The organism is Paenibacillus tyrphae, assembly GCF_027925525.1.
Classification (GTDB): domain Bacteria; phylum Bacillota; class Bacilli; order Paenibacillales; family NBRC-103111; genus Paenibacillus_G; species Paenibacillus_G tyrfis_B.
This window is the reverse complement of sequence record NZ_BSDJ01000002.1, coordinates 283,814-301,130: the sequence shown is the minus strand read 5'-3', so window position 1 is coordinate 301,130 and position 17,317 is coordinate 283,814. Positions and strand designations below refer to the sequence as shown.

The following is a 17,317-nucleotide window of genomic DNA, read 5'->3' as shown; positions in this document are numbered from 1 at the left end:
GGAGAGGTGCAGGAGCACATGGAGTTTTCAAATGTATACGAGGACGCTGAACGGGCGGAAGCCTATGCCACCTTGGAGTTTCCGGGAACGTATTATTTGGCCTACCGGGATTTGCCGGAGATGCTGGGGAAGCATATTACCGGAACGAGCGCATTGGATTTCGGATGTGGAGCGGGGCGGTCGACCCGTTTTTTGCGGGATCGCGGCTTTGACGTGATCGGCATCGACATTTCGGCCGGCATGCTCGGCAAAGCGAGGGAAATGGACGCGGCCGGCGATTACCGGCTCATTCCGGAAGGGGATCTGCGTCTGCTGGACGGGGCGACCTTCGATCTGGTGCTGTCGATGTTCACCTTCGATAACATCCCGACCTTGGAGAAGAAGCTGCAAAATTGCAGACAGCTCGCCGCTGCGCTGAAGGAAGGCGGGAAAATCGTGATGGTCGTCTCCTCTCCCGATATCTACCTCCACGAATGGGCCTCCTTTACGACCAAGGCTTTTCCGGAAAACCGGAAGGCCCGAAGCGGGGACAAAGTCAAAATCATCATGAAGGATACGCACGATCAAAGGCCGGTAGAGGATGTCATGTGGTCGGACGCCGCTTACCGGGACATTTTCGATCAGACGGGGCTTCGCGTGATGGAAATGCACCAGCCGCTTGGCTGGGAGGATGAGCCTTACCCTTGGATTAACGAAACCCGCATTTCGCCGTGGGTCATGTATGTACTGGGGAAGAAATAAGCATGCGTGGGGGATGTTCCGTAGAGCTTGGGCGGCTCGGGGCATCCTCGATTTTTTTCTATGCGCAGCAGTTGGAGGTAAGCATTCATTAATTTGCATAATATATTTTATGTTAACTTATTTCGTTTTTGTGCGACTTGAAATAAATGGAACATATTTATTGACCGATCGGTCCGGAAATGATATGATCCCTTCGTGGAGGGAAGGGGTTGTAATTTTTTTTGTACATTCAAGACTGAATGGTCTGGAAAAACGTTTTTTTTGTTTATGTTTTGAAACGACTGGTCAAATTTTTTTAACCAAATCAGACTGTTTGGTCTGAAAGTTCGAGGTGATTGCGGTGACAACGGCGACAGCAATTATGGAGACGTTTATGAAATCTTTTATCGAACAGGATATGGACCACTGTATCGAGCTATTCGACGAGAACGTCGTGTTTGAATTTCCTTACGCCCCCGACGCTTACACCCGGAAGCTCGAAGGGAAGACTGCGCTTTACCAACATGTAGAGGAGCTGTTCGGGATGATTGAAATCGATCTCTTTACGGCGCATGCCATTCATCACCTCAATTCGCGTTCCAGTACCGTCAGCCGCTCTTCTAGGAAGCGCTCACATCATCCAAGTTACTAGCGAGACGATCCATGCTATGTACCACCACTACGTCTCCTTCGCGAACAAACGCGAGTAACGCTTCTAGTTGCGGTCTATGTGTATCTTTACCAGATGCTTTGTCCGTAAACAGCCGATCAATCTGAACTTGTTCCAATTGTCGTTCTGGATTCTGCTCGAAGCTGCTTACCCGGACATAACAATACGTTGTCCCTTCATAAAAAAGCTCGGCAGGAAGTTGCTTTCTTCTTCATTCTCACATTAATTCCTTCGAACCTCCGAATACCATCGGACGTTTTTGATTATGATCAACAACATTTTTTGGAAGAATGGCTTGATCCTTACGTAACGTAATGTTGTATAGTGAGGGTACCGGTAAAAAGCTAGCAACCAAGACAGGGGATGATCATGCTACGAGAATGGAAAGTTGGAGAACTTGCTAAAATGGCAGGACTGACGGTTCTAACATTTCGATTCCGGATATAATCTCTACACCGAAACGGACATTTCGTGTCTTGTGTACACGCTGATAACCTGCAGGAAATGGTATGGGGATTCGTCGCCAAAAACTCGGAGCCGGACCAGCAATTCGGCGGCCTTCCTTGCATTCGGATGGATAAGGGCGCGCTCCTGCATTGACGACAATTGTCTAAACCATTCTCCGAGAGCATTCTACAATAAACTGCAGTTGGATTTGCGTACGAATCTGATTCCCATCATTGAATCGCGCGATCTGGCTGCCGCATTGGATCATGTCCGTTCCAAGGGAGCTATCGGAGACAACGGGCTCGAGTCCAGACAAGGCGTTCAGTTCTTCACGTTTTTCAGGACCCGGATGGAAACGGATTAATGGTCGTACAGAAGGTAATTCCCAAATCATAGGAGGCAAAGACAATGAAAAAAGTAATTTCGAAAGACGGAACCGCCATTGCGTTTGATAAATCGGGGAATGGACCGGCGATCATCCTGGTATGCGCCGCATTTCAAACTCGTTCGGATCCGATGATGCCGCAGCTCGCTTCGCTTCTGTCACCCTACTTTACCGTGTTCAACTACGATCGTCGGGGTCGAGGGGATAGCGGCGACACGGCGCCGTACGCGGTTGAGCGCGAAGTGGAAGATATCGAAGCTCTCATCAACGAGGCTGGTGGATCGGCATTCGTATTCGGCATGTCTTCCGGTGGAGTCCTTGCCCTCGAAGCGGCTCGCAAACTTGCTATCACGAAGCTGGCATTGTACGAGCCTCCGTTCGTCGTTGACAATACGCGTCCTCCACTGCCGAAGGGTTACTTAAAGCAGCTCAAAGAGCTGACAACATCGGGTCGCCGAGGCGACGCAGTTGAGTATTTTTTGACGAAGGCAGCAGGCGTTCCTGCCAATTTCGTTGCTCAGATGCGAAGCGCGCCATTCTGGCCGGCGATGGAAAATGTAGCGCACACGTTGGTCTATGATGGCACCATCATGGGTGACACCATGTCGGGCAACCCATTGCCAGCCGAGCGGTGGTCTTCCGTCTCGATCCCTACGCTCGTGGTGGGTGGAGGGGCAAGTCCTGAGTACCAGCAAAATGCGGTGAAAGCGCTCGTGGACAGACTCCCCAATGCAAAGTGCCACATCCTGGAAGGTCAGGATCATAACGTGGCCCTGGATTTCCTCGCTCCCGTTTTGACTGATTTTTTCTCCATGTAAATTAAAGGAGACTATAGCAATGAGAAAAATCATTTTACTCATGCACGTATCGCTTGATGGATTCGTAACAGGACCTAACGGTGAAATGGATTGGATTATCTATACAAAGGAAGAACAGAACTATGTCACCGACTTGCTAGACACCGTAGACACCGTTTTATTTGGACGTGTGACTTATCAAATGATGGAAAGCTTCTGGCCGACCGTACCCGCGCATCCCGTCTGGTCAAAATCGAAGTACCATGCCGAACATGCTGGCTGGATCGAGAAAACAGAGAAAATTGTATTCTCCAAGACTCTGGAAAAAGTGGACTGGAACAATTCCAGACTGGTGAAAGAACATATTGCGGAAGAAATAGCAAAAATGAAACAACAGCTCGGCAAAAACATAGTGATGATCGCCAGTCCCGGCCTTGCGCAAACGTTTATGCAGCTCGGCTTGATTGATGAATATCGGATTAATGTCAATCCTGTTGTTGTTGGGGGAGGAAAACCTCTCTTTAAAGATATCAAGGACAGAATCGATCTTAAACTTGTGGAAACCAAAACGTTTAGTTCTGGAGTCGTAGGGCTTATCTACGGAGTGAGACGGGGTGAGGTGTAGATGGACAAATTGTGGAAATATGCTGGCTGGATAGGGCTTGCTGTGATAGCGCTGATCTTTATTCAGGCGGCGGTCCTTAAACTAATGGGTGTGCAAGCGATGGTAGAAGTCTTCAACAAGCTCGGTTATCCTGCATGGTTTCGTATCGTAATTGGAATCTTGGAAATTGCCGGAGCGATTGCGCTGCTTATTCGGTCTTCTTCGCGTTACGGCGCGATATTATTGGCGTTGATTATGATCGGTGCAATAATATCATCGCTTGTGAAGGGGACGGCTGGCGATGCAATCGTTCCAGTTATTATGCTTTTTCTACTTGTATGGATCGCAGTAGTTAGGGGACCTGTCAATCGTTACATAGCGGAACAACCGCCGGCGAGCAAGGTTAGATAAAATCTGCAAATTAAAGAAGCTGCCGCAGAGTTGAGCAGCAACCTCGCTCAACTAACGCTGACGTTAGTTTAATGAGTTCCACCAGAACCCCGGACTCCTCCAGTTCGGGGTCTTCGATGTTTCAACTACGCTTAGCGTACGATTTCTTCCGTTTCGTGAGGTGACCCCATGCCCATCAAGCTAACACCAACGAAACGGAGCGCAAAATGCAATCAAGTCCTTTCTCTTGGACTTTACCCAGAAAATTAAAATAATTGGCATACCCAAATAAGCCTTCTCAGACTTTCAATTTTTTCTAGGCGGCAGGTTGAGACTTCTGTGTATACTCATAGACTACACCCAGGATGTCAAACACAGTTTTCTTCTCATAACGATGCGATTTGCATCCATTCTTTTCGATCATCCGAAAAAGTTGGAGAAGAACCCTCCCGACATCCTGCACTTGTTTTTTTATGGCATTGTGCAGCGAAAGAAAATATTCTTTAACGATGCAGATTACTTTAAATTCACTGGCTTCTTTCTTAGATTTCATGGGAAAACCATCCTTTCTATGGAATAATGCCTATATAAAAAAGTATAACTTATTTTTCCATATTGGGGTATGGTTTCACCCTAGCTTGATGGGCTAACGGGCAGCATAGCTTAAAAAATTGGTTATTATAGTTCATCAAATTCTTTCCCTACCATCCGTTTCCGATAACGTTACCCGAGTTGGGGTACCACCCCTGATTGCCAGCGGGGTTGTGTTCTCCGTTTCCTTTATATCGATACCAACGCAGATTTCCGTTCTGCTCCACACCATAGATGACGATACCGCCCGGGTAAGAGTCGTTATAACCGCCAAAAATGTCTCGGAATCCGTGCCATCCGTTTCCGATGGTGTTGCCCGAGTTGGGGTGCCATCCCTGATTACCAGCGGGGTTGTGTTCCCCATTCCCTAAATAGTAGTACCACAGCAGATCGCCATTTTCCTTGACAGCCAGTATCACACCCGATATGGCGACAACATGCCGGAAGCTATGCCATCCGTTTCCGATGGTGTTGCCCGAGTTGGGGTGCCATCCCTGATTGCCAGCAGGATTGTGTTCCCCGTTCCCTAAATATCGATACCAGCGCAGATTGCCGTTCTGGTCTACTCCGTAGATAGCGCTTCTGTTTGGAACTTCCCTTCCTTCCCAGGGACTCGAAAAAATAAAACGAAAGTTGTGCCATCCGTTTCCGATGATGTTACCTGAGTTGGAGTACCATCCCTGATTGCCTGCGGGGTTGTGTTCCCCGTTCCCTAAATATTGGTACCAGCGCAGATTGCCGTTCTATTCGACGCCATAAAGGACACCATTACCTCCACTGAAAAGGTTACGAAAGCTGTGCCATCCGTTTCCGACGATATTGCCCGAGTTAGGGTACCATCCCTGATTGCCGGCAGGGTTGTATTCCCCGTTTCCTTTATATCGATACCAACGCAGATTGCCGTTCTGATCGACGCCATATATTTCTCCGACGCGTGGAAGTCCGCTGTCGACTGGTGTTGTACCGTTTCCGCCGTAGACTACGTGTATAAAACTCATCGTCATTCCTCCTAGTTGTCCAGATTAATAACAGCCATCACTAAAACGTAGAATTAATTTGAAATATTCGTAGGTTAAAGGCGGTTAAAGGCGGATTAGAATGGCAGGGTACTCGACCCCGACCCTTATGCTATAGATATTCCTTAGGGACTGTCCTATATACCTCAAAAATTTTGATAATCCTCAAGCGATGCCTTTTCTAGAATTTAAGCAGTACTTTTGCCATTCCTTGTGTTTAGATAACTGTTTTTCTGTACCAGCGAAGCTGACACAGACCGCAAAGTAAGAGCTGAAAAAGTTCCTAAAATTGTTGGTATCGGAACTTTATCCTGTTCCGAGGCGTGACTTGATCCAGCGTAGCTGTCATGAAGCGCAAACATTTGGAAACAGTTGGTGACTACTTTGCGGGTGGTGTCACGTTCGCTGGCACTGCCCCATAGCCATCAAGTTAAGAACTTAAAATACCCCCAAACAGGAAAAAATCAAATTTTCTTCCTTTTGGGGGTGCAAAATTTTCTTAGGTTGATAGGCATGTGAGGTGACCCCTTGCAGGGCGTGGACAACATTTATTTTGTCGGACCTGTCGCCGTAACACAGGCCCGTCTTCGGGTACGGAAGCGCTGCCTAATAAGACGATCCGGCGCACGCCGGATTTTACTTCTTTATCCAAAAAAAAGGAAGAATGATGTTGAACGGTTCCATCTCGAAGGGCCGGGCATTGTTTGTACGTGAACAAAGATTGTATAATGATTTATACAAGTTACGGTCTAAAACCTTACCGGGAGGACATGTCGATGATAGAAAAATATGTGTTCCGTTAAGTCCGAGGTCCCCCGCCGTATCCTAATTCGCCATCTTATAAAACTATAGCTTGGGAGGACGAATATGGATATTTTGATCAGAGAACTGACGGCGGGCGACGGAGAGCAGTGGATGGATCTCGATGGAAGCTTTATCGTGGATTCTACCCTTGTCCTGTCATTAACGGGACAGCGAATCGGATATACGGTGATAGAGATACCCGCTTATCAGAAAAGCTACGCCGACGAACCGTTGGAAGACGACACGGAAGCGGATTATTCGGATTACATCGGCAACCCGGATCAAATCGTCTATTTGGCGTTCGCGGACGATGAAGTCGCAGGGCACATGATTTTGAAACGAAACTGGAACAAATATGCCTATATCGAAGACATCAAAGTTGACGCCCGTTACAGAGGCTGCGGCATCGGCCGCAAGCTAATCGAGCGGGCCAAGCATTGGGCGAAGGACGGCGGCATGCCGGGGATCATGCTGGAGACGCAAAGCAACAATGTCCGCGCATGCAAGTTCTACGAAAGCTGCGGTTTCGTCATCGGCGGGTTCGACACTTATGTCTACAAAGGCATCGATCAACAAAGCGATGAAATCGCGATCTACTGGTATCTGATGTTTGAATAAAGCGCTTAGCGCCGGGTTTAGATGAGGATAAAGAACGCAAGGGAGGAGGGGAAGGCTTGCGCAGAGCAAGCACGCTCCCCCTTGCAGGGCTTATCCTCTTATTTCATTCAATTCCTTGCTCAAATGGTTGAGTGTCACAGCTCGTTCCTGTGCCTCTTGTCGGTCAAACAAGAGCTGCTCCACAAACTCCCAAATATCCTCCAATTTGCGTCTGTACTGATAAAATTGCAGCACATCGGGGTTGATTGCAAAATCGGGATGCACCTGCCGATAGATGTGTACAAAATCTTCGTAATAAGGCTCGTCAACGAAAGACATCAGATCGGCTTCGACAGGAGCCAGCTTCAGCCCTTCCCAGTCAATCAGCATCAGCTTCTGGTCGGTCTGCATCAGATTCCAAGGATGAAGATCGGTATGGCACAAGGCCATTCTTAAATTTCGGTTCTTCAACTCCGCAGACAGCTTCTCAACGGTATCCGTCAGTCCATTCAACTGTTTCAGGTGAGGGGTTATCAATTCCCTTACGTCAGAAGGAAGCTCATGAACCTCCCGTTCCAACGTATTCCTTAGCTGCGGCAAAAACGGAACAGTAAAGTCTTCCTTAATCGCCTTCGTTTCCACCGGAATTTCTTCACCGTATAAATGAAGCTCCGCAATCATGTTCGAGAGCTCGCCAATCTGCCCCGCGGTTAAAGCTTTCTCGCCAATCGTTTCCCCCTCGATATATTCGTACAGCAAATAAATCCCTTCGTCATCTTCACATTTGTAAGCGCCGGTTTGGGTTGGCACGGGTACGGGAAGCTTGCCTTTCAAGCCGCTATACTGCATAAGCCATATCGTGATCGGCACATATTGATCAATGAGCGCCGTCCATTTCGGAGTCGACGCCCGGCTTTTTTCATAAACTTTCAAGAAGAAGGCCTGCTTGCCGCAGTATACTTTAAAGGCAAGTGCCGCCCAGCCGCCCCGTTGTGGTAAAATGTTAGTAGCATCCAAATCGTAGTGTTCTTTCAAAAGGTTTGGGATATTGTCCATAAGCTCCTCCTGCAAAAATTTGTATCCTTATTATAAATCATGACACGGCACTGGGTCCAAATCTGATACAGGAACTTTACAAAGTGATGCATTAAGTTTACAAAAAAAGTTGACAAAAATGAAGGGAAACCATACAATTTTAAAATAATAAACTAAAAATTGGTTCGTACTACGGGAAGAAAGAGAGATCCGATGAAAAAACAAAAAGTAACTACCCACGATATATCCAAGCTCCTCGGCATATCGCGAAATACCGTGTCCAAGGCGCTCAACAATCATGCAAGCGTTTCCGAGCAAACGAAGCAGAAAGTTCGCGAAGCTGCCGCCAGTCTCGGCTACAAATCCGTGGATGCAACGGCAGCGGAGGAGACGGAGGCGGCAAGCATGACGGCCAGAGGCGGCATCGCTTTCATCACGAACATATTTACCCCTGCCAATAACGGCTTCTGGATGGGCGTTATCAAAGGGATCGAGGAGATCACGGCCAAGAACGGCTATGAGCTGCTGTTCGATTTCATCAAACCGGACGAGCTTGCCAAGCTTTCGCTGCCTTCGTGTGTTGTAAACCGGTCGGTGAACGGTTTGATCGTCAGCGGCTATCTCAGCAAGGAATATACCGATCTGCTGGCCTCCGTCGATTTGCCCAAAGTGTTTCTCGATGCCCGTCCGGACCTTTCGTTTTCCGCGCTGTACGCCGATATCTTGCTAGTGGAAAACGAGGACAGCGTATACGATATGACGTCCCATCTGATCGGGCGGGGGCACCGTCATCTGGGATTCGTAGGCGATATCACCAGCTGCCGGTCGTTTATGGAACGGTGGCTCGGCTTTAAACGGGCGCTGCTTGACGCGGGTTTAACTCTGGAGCCGGACTATTGCGCCACCGGGCCCAATCCGTCGCAGTATCATCATTACGACGATATCGAAAACGCATTCAAACGTCTCGAAGCATTTCCGACAGCTTTCGTATGTGCGAACGATACGATCGCCATCCGCGTCATTCAATATTTGCGCAACAAGGGCTTTCAGGTGCCGGAGCATATCGCCGTGACCGGGTTCGATCATTCCGAACATGCCGATTTCGTCACGCCAGCGCTGACCACCGTGCACTATGACGAGAAGGATTGGGGCCGCCGCGCCGCCGAAGAGCTGCTGTGGCGCATGAATAACCCTGCGCGGCCATACGAATTGGTCCGTCTGGGCACGAAAGTGATTTACAACGATTCCACCTCGACGGTACCGACATCCTTGCCGGTTGCGGCCGCCCCGAACGTTTCCCGATAAATCCATGTGATTTTACACACTGTAATATTACAAAACGCAATGATGTAAATGATAATGTAAAATTATTGTTTACAATGTTGCGTTTTTTGTTTATGATGAACCTAGTATAATTGTAAGGGTTTACATTCTCTTTTTACAGGAGGTCATCCGTTTGAAAAAGTTAAAGGCTTTTGTTCCTGTAGCATTCCTTACCGCAAGCCTCGTTGCCTGCCAGAACGGCGGGAATAACGGGACGGCGAGCTCCGCCGACGGCAGCGGGCAGTCCAAGCCGTCAGACGCCTCACTTAATCTTTCGATGGCTTTGATGGGCGGGGCGAAAACGCCGAATTCCTGGGCGGAAAAAGCGCTGGAAGAAGATCTGACGAAGGCGCTCGGTAAACCGGTTGCGCTTGAGAGCGTTTTCCTGCCGGGCTGGGAAGATGCACAGACGAAAATCAATTTGAATATGAGCGACAAAAGCACCATGCCCGACATTCAGTGGTGGTACGGCATGGACAAGGAATACACGAACTGGGTAAAATCCGGCGCGCTCGTTGACCTCGTTCCTTACCTCCAGAAGAATGGCAAGATGATTTTGAATTACTATTCTCCGGAAACGATGTTCTATTCCTATGAAAAAGGGAAGATGTACCGCCTGCCGGGAGACGTAGCGGAAGCGACCTCCATGACGACGATCATCCGCAAGGACTGGCTCGATAAGCTTGGGTTGAAGGTACCGACGACGGTGGATGAATACATCGAAGTTTTGAGAGCGTTTACGAAGCGAGATCCTGACGGCAACGGCAAGGACGACACGTACGGCCTGTCCGGCCCCGGAATCGCAGGCTCGGCGGAATACCGCACGTTCGCGCCGATTTTCTTCGCCTACAAGTCGATTCCGAACGAATTCATGGTGCAGCCTGACGGAACGGTCAAATACGGCGCGGTGCTTCCGCAGACGAAAGAAGCTTTGAAGGTTTTGCAGAGCATGTATAAGGAAGGGCTCATCGATCCGCGGACGATCAGCAATACGGACGCCAATAAGTTCGAGGAAATCGCCGCAAGCGGCAAAGTCGGCTCCTTCTACCGCTGGATCGCTTATTTCAACCCGTCCAGCACGCTGTACAAATCGTTCAAGGCGAACAACCCTTCGGGCGAGCTGCTCGCGATTCCGCCGATCAAAGGGCCGGACGGCTTCAGCTCAGATTATCCCGAAGCGGTCGGTGGCTGGTGCTTCATCGGCGTGACTAGCAAGACCAAAGATCCCGCAGGCGCGGTTCAAGTGCTGAACCGGATCGCTTCTCCCGAAACGTTCAAGCTGGTCAGCTTCGGCAAGGAAGGCGAGCATTACAAGATGGAGAACGGCCAGTTCCAATCGCTCCTGACTCCGGACGAACAGAACAAGCTCGGCATTGGCAACTACACCTGGTATTTGAGCCGGAAGGACGAAGCGAATATTTCCAACATTCCGCAGGTGATCGACCTGTTCAAGAAGGGCGAGGCAACGTCCAAGCCGCTACGGGAGCTGGTGGTCCGGTTCAAGACGAACGATCGTCCAGCTTTCAAGGAATACATCAAGGATATCGAGAAAGTGCGGGATGAAGTGTTCTACGGCATCATTTCCGGCAAGAAAAACATCGACGAATTCGATAAGTTTGTCGAGAAATATTATGCGATGGGCGGCAAAAAGGTAGAGGAAGAGGCGAACACCCTGTACAAAGCGCAAAAGCAGGAGTATGCGGAATTTTTAACATGGTATGACAAAGAAATCAAGCCTTACAAATAAGGGGGAAAACCTCTTGCTAAAAGATCTGGTCAGGGACAAGTACTTATATTTGCTGCTGTTGCCCGGCATGCTGTTCATCGTCGTGTTCAAATACATCCCGATGTACGGTTTGGTCATCGCTTTTCAGGAGTACAACATATTGCAGGGCGTCGGGGGCAGCGACTGGGTCGGGCTGTACCAGTTCGAAAAGCTGTTCACGATGCTGGACTTCACGAGCGTGTTCAAGAATACGCTGATCATCAGCACGCTGAAGCTGGTCTGGGGTTTTCCGGCGCCAATCGTGCTCGCTCTTTTGCTAAATGAGGTCAAGCAGCTCGTGTTTCAGCGGTTCGTGCAAACCGTCGTTTATTTGCCACACTTTATTTCGTGGGTTATTTTTTCCGGGATTATCATCATCTTTTTGAATCCGGTGGACGGCCTTGTCAACCAGGTGATGGGATGGTTTGGGGGAGAGCCGGTCGACTTTTTGATCGAAAAATCGTATTTCCGCTCCATTCTGGTCGCTACCGATATCTACAAGGAGGTCGGCTGGGGGACGATCATTTATTTGGCCGCCATTTCGGGCATCAACCCGCAGCTGTACGAAGCTGCCATTGTGGACGGGGCAGGCCGGTTCAGGCAAATGTGGAACATTACACTTCCGTCGATCCGTCACGTGATCGTTATCCTGTTCATTCTCAGTCTCGGCAATATTTTGGACGCCGGATTCCTGCAGACGCTGCTGCTGTACAATCCGCTGGTCATGGACGTGGCCGATATTATCGATACCTACGTATACCGCAAAGGGATCGTGGACGCGAGTTACAGCTTGGGTGCGGCTGCCGGGGTGTTTAAGTCGGTCATTGCGCTGATTCTGGTCGCAGCTTCGAATCAATTGGCGAAAAGGTTCGGCGAGGAGGGCCTATGGTGAGGAAGCTGAAAAGAAAGCCGTCTGCCGGAAGCCGGCTGTTCCAAGCAGCCAACACGATGTTCATGCTGGCGCTCGTGGTTATCATGCTTTACCCGTACTGGTACGTGATCATGTATTCGTTAAGCGATGCGAAACTGGCGGGAAGCGGCGGATTGTTCCTCCTGCCCAAAGGCTTCTCGCTTGCCGCTTATGAAACGGTGCTCGGCAATGCGGCTGTGCTGTCCGGCTTCAAGGTTTCGCTCATCGTTACGTTGACGGGCACCTTATTCGCCACATTCATTACGGCGGCGACTGCGTACGCGATCTCGAAATCGCGCTTGCGAGGCCGAAAACTGTTTACGCTGATGATTTTGTTTACGATGCTGTTCCACGGCGGAATGATTCCCGGTTATTTGCTCGTCAAGGAGTTGGGCATGCTGAACTCGTATTTGGCACTCATTCTTCCGTCGGCGATCGGGGCGTGGAACATTTTCATCATGCGCAGCTTTTTTGCCGGGATTCCGGCGGAGGTGGAGGAGTCGGCTTACATCGACGGGGCAAACGATCTGGTCATTTTTTTTCGGATCGTGCTTCCGCTTTCGAAAGCGGTGCTGGCCACGATTGCCTTGTTTATGGCCGTGATGTATTGGAACGACTTTTTTTCCACGATCCTGTATATTTCTTCGAAGGACAAATGGGCGCTGCAAGCGGTATTGCGGGATCTGCTGACCAACACGTCGACGGCGATGCAAAGCCAGGGCATCAGCATCGCCTACCAGCAGGAAATTAGCGAATCGACGATCAAAATGGCGAATATCGTGGTCGCCACGCTGCCGATCTTGATCGTATACCCCTTCGTGCAAAAATATTTCGTCAAAGGCGCGATGATCGGTTCCGTTAAAGGTTAGAAAGGAGTCAGCATGGACAACGTTATCGTATTGTATGATCCGGAGTTCCCTTTCCTTGGGGAACGAATGGATGAAGCCGGTCTCGAACGGCTGTCCGGCGTCTTCCGCGTGGTCCGGGCGGAGCAGCTGCCGCAGGTGCTCTTGGGCATGGACACCGGGTGTCTGGTGAATCTCCATGCCCCTTATTTCCCGAAAGACGCGTGGGGCGCGATCCTGGATTTTCTGCAAAGGGGAGGCGGGCTTGTCAGCATGGGCGGAGCCCCGTTCCGCATCCCGGTCTACCGAGAGAACGGAGCATGGCACGCCGAAGCCGAGCAATCGGCCTATCACCGCCAGCTCCGCATCCACGAAGCGGTGACGGTCGATTCCGCTCCGATCGCGAAGCTGGCGGCCAGCGAAGATATGCCTCTGCTGCGCGGTCAGGAGCCGCTCTTTGAGATTCAGCCGACCTGCAGCCTGATTCTCCACGTGACGCGCCATGACGATCAGCCCCACGAAAGCGGCTCGGCCGGACCGATGGATGCGCATCTGTACCCACTGCTAAAAGGCATATCGTCCGAGGGCCGAGAGGTTGCGGCTCCGGTGGTGCTGCTGGAAAATACGAAAGGCGAGTTCGCCGGAAGCCGCTGGCTGTTCATTCACCAGCTTGCGACAGCGTCGTTCTGGGAAAAGGGCGGGGCTACGGCTCTTGCGGAATGGGCGGCATACTGCGCGCTCGGCGTGACCGAGCTGACGCTGAAAACGAACTACGCCTCGTATGAGCCGGGCGAGCGTCCGAAGCTGAAGCTGCAAATGCAAGGCCTGCTGCGAACGGGCGAGACGGCTCCGGCTGGCCGCTCCTGGCGCTTTGCCATCGAAGTGTATCGGGAGAGTCGGACAATGGAAGGGGCGAGTGGTCCGACGGAGCCGGTGTGGATGGGGGAAATGCAAGCCATCGTCTCCCGGGAGCAGAGCTTCGCAGAGCTGCTGCTTCCGCTTTCCGTCGTGCCGGGGCTGTATGAGATTGTCTGCAGAGCGGAGTCCGAACTCGGTGAGGTGCGCGTGCTACGGCAAGGCTTCTGGGGAAGGGACGATGAGCTGCTTCGCACGGGCAGTCCTTTGCGCTGCGATCGGGATTATTTTTGGAAGGATGGCCGTCCGATGCCGGTGGTCGGCATGACCTACATGAGCTCGGATGTGGCGCGGAAATTTCTGTTTCTGCCGAACGTGTCGGTGTGGAACCGGGATATGGCGCAGATGCGGCGGGCCGGAATCAACTTCATCCGGACGGGGATCTGGACCGCGCACCGGCAGGTGATGTTCGTCGATGGTCATCTGTCCGAGGAGGCGCTGCGCGCGATTGATGCGTTTATTCTTACGGCGAAAAGGTACGGGCTGGAAGTGAACTTTACGTTTTTCGCGTTTGCGCCGGAAGCGTGGGAAGGGGCGAATCCGTATCTGGACCCGCGGAGCGTGGAAGCGCAGAAACGGTTCCTGGCCGGCATCGTATCACGGCATCGCCATACGACGAACGTGCATTGGGACTTGATCAACGAGCCGTCGCTGTTCGATCCGAAGCGGGTGTTCGCCGGTCCGCGTCCGGTGCGCGACCGGGAGGAGCGTGCCGCCTATTCCGCTTGGCTGCAAAGACGGCACGGCTCGGTACGGCGGCTGCAGGAGCGCTGGGGCATGACACCGGCCGAGCTGCCGACCTTCGAGGCGGCCAGTCCGCCCGCGCCGGAAGAGATCAACTTCGACGTGCACGATATGGCGAGAGGGAAAAGGGGAGCGCCATGGCTCGACTACACCTTGTTTACGATGGAGATGCACAACGAATGGGTGCGCAGCTTAAGCGGGACGATCCGTGCGCTGCATCCCGGCGCGCTTATTACGGTCGGTCAGGACGAAGCGCTTGGCGGCCAGCGCCCGTCTCCGCTGTTTTACGGCTCCGAGGTCGATTACACGTCGGTTCATTCCTGGTGGCTGAATGACGATTTGGTATGGGATGGCATTTTTACCAAAGTGGTGGAGAAGCCGAATCTGGTGCAGGAAACCGGCATTATGTATCTGGAGACGCCGGACGGGCGGGCGAAGCGGTCGGAGACCGAGCTGAAATATTTGCTGGAGCGCAAATATGCGTATGCGTTTGCTACGGGCGCCGCAGGCGCGGTCCAATGGATCTGGAGTACGAATTATTACATGAACAACATTAACGAGTCGAACATCGGTGCCCTGCGGGCCGACGGTACGGAGAAGCCGGAGGCGGATGTTTCGTACGATTTTGGCCGCTTCATGAACGAAATCCGCGACTTGTTTACCGGAAGGAAGCCGGAGGAAATCGCCGTTGTGTTTCCGTATTCGAACGACTTTTCGAACCGCAGGCTCGCCTGCGAAGCGACGGCACGGCTGACTCGGGTGCTAGCTTATGAGCTGAAATGCCCGTTTTTCGCCGTCGGGGAATACGACCTCAAGCCATTGTCCGAGCGCTGCCCGAAGCTGATCGTCGTTCCGAGCGCGCACAATTTCAGCGACCGGGCGATGGAGACTTTAGTCGAGCATATCCGTACCCGAGGCGGAACGCTGCTCTTCACGGGGCCGCTCGGGCTGGATGAATATTGGAGGCCGACCGGGCGTCTCGGCGAGCAGTTCGGTCCGTACCGGGAAGGGAACGTGTGCCGGGAAGAGCGGCTGATGATCGACGGGAACGCCTATTCCGTCTCGTTCGGACGACGCAAAATCGCCGAGCTGTGCAAAGGGATTCCGGAGGAGGATGCGGCGTCCGGCGGTACCCGGCTAACCGACGTTTTCCTGGGGATGGGACGCCTATTCTGGTGTCCGCTGCCGGTCGAATTGAACGACCGCACCGAACCGATTCGCGAGCTGTACAAACACGTCATCCAGGCCGCCGGTGTACAGCCCGAAATGGTGTGGCGGCAAGGCGGGGAGCTTGCAGGTATTTATGGACGCAAGCTCACGTTTGCGAAGGGGGCGCTCTTCGTCTTCGTATCTGAGTACGCTCATCCTGCAGATGTGGAGATTGAGGACCTGGTCAACGGCGCCAAGTACCGTTTTACGATTGAAGCGGAACGTTCTGTTTTGTTTGCTGCGGACGTGACGGGCAAGCTTATTGCCGTGTATCGCGATAATGAAGTGCGAATCGAGCCTGTGAACGAACAGGCGGCGTGGCTGTAAAGCCCGAATGGGATCAAGGCCATACGTATGCCATTGGAGGAATGAGACTGTGCGATAGTCACCGTTTTCAGCCTGTTGAGAAACCCCTCAACAGGCTATTTCTTTGTTTTCGTTATTTATCCATTCACCGCGTTAATATTGTGCAAAACAACTACGAATTCGTTTGTTTAGAAGAACTCGTTACTCAAAATCATTTGCTTCGCGAGATCCACAAACACATTGACTTTTCCTTTATTCTTGAAAAAGTGAAGCCATGTACCGTCTCCAGTACCAAACGATTGAGCGAAGTTTCGCGGATGCCAAAGAGCTCCATGGACTTCGCTATTACATAAATTCTCCATCTTAGTATTAGCAGACATTGATTTAATGATCAAACCGATTCTATTTGGTCTCATTCTGCATATTTTATATTTGAGTTCACATTTATAGAGAGGAGATTTATTAAATATGCCGTTTCAATTTACGCTTTCTAGTGGTCCCTTTTATTTGCCACCAACCGCAGCAGCGGTAGATTGGGTAGTGTTAAACCGCGGAATAATTTCTGAAACCTTTCAAGTCTCAATCTTCAGACTTGTTATAGGGGCACCGAAGGTTCTTATCCCTCCTGGTATACTTTCCTTTACAATTAACTCTGACGAATCGATGCATAACGCCAACTCTGTTGGTACGACAGGTCAACCTTTTACTCCCGGATTCTCCTACGAGGTTGTAGTAGAAACCGATAATATGGATGTTTTACCTTCCGTGCATGTCTGGTCTGGTTTCTCTGGCGACACTTACATTGCTGGTACACGTATTGGACCAACAGATTTCAAAATTATCTCATCAGGAATTTGGCAGCCTGTCAGTACCTAGGTTATTTGCCCATGGACAAGGAACACAAAAAATGTAAGTTGGTTATTCCCGAAATCCCCATGATATCAACATTCTGGAGACTGTGCGATAGTTACAGTCTTATTTTTGCTAGGCTATATTATATTTATTCCCGTTTGTTGAAGCTATTCTATATTCTAATAAAGCATCGGCTGACCGTTTGCGACTAAAATATTCATTGTCATGTTCTCAATTCTTGCAATATGCCAAAGATGCCATGTAATAGAGTTCTTGGTGTCCGGAGCATTTACTGGAAATTTTCTTAATGCTTTTCTTCCAGATTATCCAGCACCGAATCCTCAAAGGTATGGAAATTATCATTACTCATCTTAGAAGAGTATAGCAACGCA

General features: G+C 50.8%; 16 protein-coding genes and 1 pseudogene. 12 read left to right on the top strand and 5 right to left on the bottom strand.

Annotation, left to right across the window (positions count from 1 at the left end):
- Positions 1-18 precede the first annotated feature (18 nt).
- Positions 19-741 (top strand): class I SAM-dependent methyltransferase, encoded by a 723-nt coding sequence (locus QMG93_RS03265; protein WP_281933456.1) that lies wholly within the window; start codon positions 19-21, stop codon positions 739-741.
- A gap of 340 nt (positions 742-1,081) precedes the next feature.
- Positions 1,082-1,372 carry a nuclear transport factor 2 family protein gene (locus QMG93_RS35345; protein ID WP_413789254.1) on the top strand — a complete coding sequence of 97 codons (291 nt, stop codon included), beginning with the start codon at positions 1,082-1,084 and terminating at the stop codon, positions 1,370-1,372.
- Here QMG93_RS35345 and QMG93_RS03255 read toward each other — a convergent pair.
- Positions 1,353-1,570: pseudogene (locus QMG93_RS03255) on the bottom strand (recombinase family protein); the annotation flags it as partial. The gene QMG93_RS35345 and the pseudogene QMG93_RS03255 overlap by 20 nt on opposite strands.
- Positions 1,571-2,245: 675 nt before the next feature.
- Between QMG93_RS03255 and QMG93_RS03250 the strand changes: the two are divergent.
- From QMG93_RS03250 to QMG93_RS03240, 3 genes are read left to right on the top strand one after another with little or no spacing between them, the layout of a single operon-like run.
- The gene (locus QMG93_RS03250) at positions 2,246-3,040 is read left to right on the top strand and encodes an alpha/beta fold hydrolase (RefSeq protein WP_281933453.1); all 795 of its coding nucleotides are present in this window, start codon (positions 2,246-2,248) and stop codon (positions 3,038-3,040) included.
- A gap of 19 nt (positions 3,041-3,059) precedes the next feature.
- Complete coding sequence (locus QMG93_RS03245; RefSeq protein ID WP_281933452.1) at positions 3,060-3,644, top strand: dihydrofolate reductase family protein; 585 nt, start codon at positions 3,060-3,062, stop codon at positions 3,642-3,644.
- Positions 3,645-4,034 (top strand): DoxX family protein, encoded by a 390-nt coding sequence (locus QMG93_RS03240; protein WP_281933451.1) that lies wholly within the window; start codon positions 3,645-3,647, stop codon positions 4,032-4,034. It begins immediately after the preceding gene.
- A gap of 295 nt (positions 4,035-4,329) precedes the next feature.
- On the opposite strand, the gene QMG93_RS03235 is transcribed toward QMG93_RS03240, so the two are convergent.
- The 3 genes from QMG93_RS03235 to QMG93_RS03230 all read right to left on the bottom strand — a co-directional run bounded on the left by QMG93_RS03235 (position 4,330) and on the right by QMG93_RS03230 (position 5,602).
- Positions 4,330-4,566 (bottom strand): hypothetical protein, encoded by a 237-nt coding sequence (locus QMG93_RS03235; protein WP_413789253.1) that lies wholly within the window; start codon positions 4,564-4,566, stop codon positions 4,330-4,332.
- 148 nt (positions 4,567-4,714) lie between these two features.
- Complete coding sequence (locus QMG93_RS35340; protein ID WP_413789261.1) at positions 4,715-5,338, bottom strand: tachylectin-related carbohydrate-binding protein; 624 nt, start codon at positions 5,336-5,338, stop codon at positions 4,715-4,717.
- Between the two features lie 9 nt (positions 5,339-5,347).
- Positions 5,348-5,602 (bottom strand): tachylectin-related carbohydrate-binding protein, encoded by a 255-nt coding sequence (locus QMG93_RS03230; RefSeq protein ID WP_281933450.1) that lies wholly within the window; start codon positions 5,600-5,602, stop codon positions 5,348-5,350.
- Positions 5,603-6,487: 885 nt separating this feature from the next.
- Here QMG93_RS03230 and QMG93_RS03225 point away from each other — a divergent pair.
- Positions 6,488-7,042 carry a GNAT family N-acetyltransferase gene (locus tag QMG93_RS03225; RefSeq protein WP_281933449.1) on the top strand — a complete coding sequence of 185 codons (555 nt, stop codon included), beginning with the start codon at positions 6,488-6,490 and terminating at the stop codon, positions 7,040-7,042.
- A 90-nt stretch (positions 7,043-7,132) separates the two neighbouring features.
- On the opposite strand, the gene QMG93_RS03220 is transcribed toward QMG93_RS03225, so the two are convergent.
- Positions 7,133-8,077, bottom strand: a complete 945-nt coding sequence (locus QMG93_RS03220) for a phosphotransferase (protein WP_281933448.1) — start codon at positions 8,075-8,077, stop codon at positions 7,133-7,135.
- 192 nt (positions 8,078-8,269) lie between these two features.
- Here QMG93_RS03220 and QMG93_RS03215 point away from each other — a divergent pair, with 192 nt between their 5' ends.
- The 6 genes from QMG93_RS03215 to QMG93_RS03190 all read left to right on the top strand — a co-directional run bounded on the left by QMG93_RS03215 (position 8,270) and on the right by QMG93_RS03190 (position 16,949).
- The gene (locus tag QMG93_RS03215) at positions 8,270-9,361 is read left to right on the top strand and encodes a LacI family DNA-binding transcriptional regulator (protein ID WP_281933447.1); all 1,092 of its coding nucleotides are present in this window, start codon (positions 8,270-8,272) and stop codon (positions 9,359-9,361) included.
- Positions 9,362-9,512: 151 nt separating this feature from the next.
- Complete coding sequence (locus QMG93_RS03210) at positions 9,513-11,126, top strand: extracellular solute-binding protein (protein WP_281933446.1); 1,614 nt, start codon at positions 9,513-9,515, stop codon at positions 11,124-11,126.
- A 13-nt stretch (positions 11,127-11,139) separates the two neighbouring features.
- On the top strand, positions 11,140-12,036 hold the full coding sequence (locus QMG93_RS03205; RefSeq protein ID WP_010494781.1) for an ABC transporter permease: 897 nt from the start codon (positions 11,140-11,142) through the stop codon (positions 12,034-12,036).
- Entirely contained in the window at positions 12,030-12,923 is an 894-nt protein-coding gene (locus QMG93_RS03200; protein WP_281933445.1) for a carbohydrate ABC transporter permease, read from the top strand. The genes QMG93_RS03205 and QMG93_RS03200 overlap by 7 nt, the downstream gene beginning before the upstream one ends.
- A 12-nt stretch (positions 12,924-12,935) precedes the next feature.
- Positions 12,936-16,094, top strand: coding sequence for a beta-galactosidase (locus QMG93_RS03195; RefSeq protein WP_281933444.1), 3,159 nt, complete (start codon positions 12,936-12,938; stop codon positions 16,092-16,094).
- A 447-nt stretch (positions 16,095-16,541) separates the two neighbouring features.
- Positions 16,542-16,949 (top strand): hypothetical protein, encoded by a 408-nt coding sequence (locus tag QMG93_RS03190; protein ID WP_281933443.1) that lies wholly within the window; start codon positions 16,542-16,544, stop codon positions 16,947-16,949.
- Positions 16,950-17,317: the final 368 nt, after the last annotated feature.

Bases quoted from the DNA above. Each gene is read 5' to 3' on its own strand.
- QMG93_RS03200 (WP_281933445.1), top strand. From the start codon at position 12,030: ATGGTGAGGAAGCTGAAAAGAAAGCCGTCTGCCGGAAGCCGGCTGTTC.
- QMG93_RS03235 (WP_413789253.1), bottom strand. From the start codon at position 4,566: ATGAAATCTAAGAAAGAAGCCAGTGAATTTAAAGTAATCTGCATCGTT.
- QMG93_RS03225 (WP_281933449.1), top strand. From the start codon at position 6,488: ATGGATATTTTGATCAGAGAACTGACGGCGGGCGACGGAGAGCAGTGG.
- QMG93_RS03265 (WP_281933456.1), top strand. From the start codon at position 19: ATGGAGTTTTCAAATGTATACGAGGACGCTGAACGGGCGGAAGCCTAT.
- QMG93_RS03240 (WP_281933451.1), top strand. From the start codon at position 3,645: ATGGACAAATTGTGGAAATATGCTGGCTGGATAGGGCTTGCTGTGATA.
- QMG93_RS03215 (WP_281933447.1), top strand. From the start codon at position 8,270: ATGAAAAAACAAAAAGTAACTACCCACGATATATCCAAGCTCCTCGGC.
- QMG93_RS03190 (WP_281933443.1), top strand. From the start codon at position 16,542: ATGCCGTTTCAATTTACGCTTTCTAGTGGTCCCTTTTATTTGCCACCA.
- QMG93_RS03230 (WP_281933450.1), bottom strand. From the start codon at position 5,602: ATGAGTTTTATACACGTAGTCTACGGCGGAAACGGTACAACACCAGTC.
- QMG93_RS03250 (WP_281933453.1), top strand. From the start codon at position 2,246: ATGAAAAAAGTAATTTCGAAAGACGGAACCGCCATTGCGTTTGATAAA.
- QMG93_RS03220 (WP_281933448.1), bottom strand. From the start codon at position 8,077: ATGGACAATATCCCAAACCTTTTGAAAGAACACTACGATTTGGATGCT.
- QMG93_RS03195 (WP_281933444.1), top strand. From the start codon at position 12,936: ATGGACAACGTTATCGTATTGTATGATCCGGAGTTCCCTTTCCTTGGG.
- QMG93_RS03245 (WP_281933452.1), top strand. From the start codon at position 3,060: ATGAGAAAAATCATTTTACTCATGCACGTATCGCTTGATGGATTCGTA.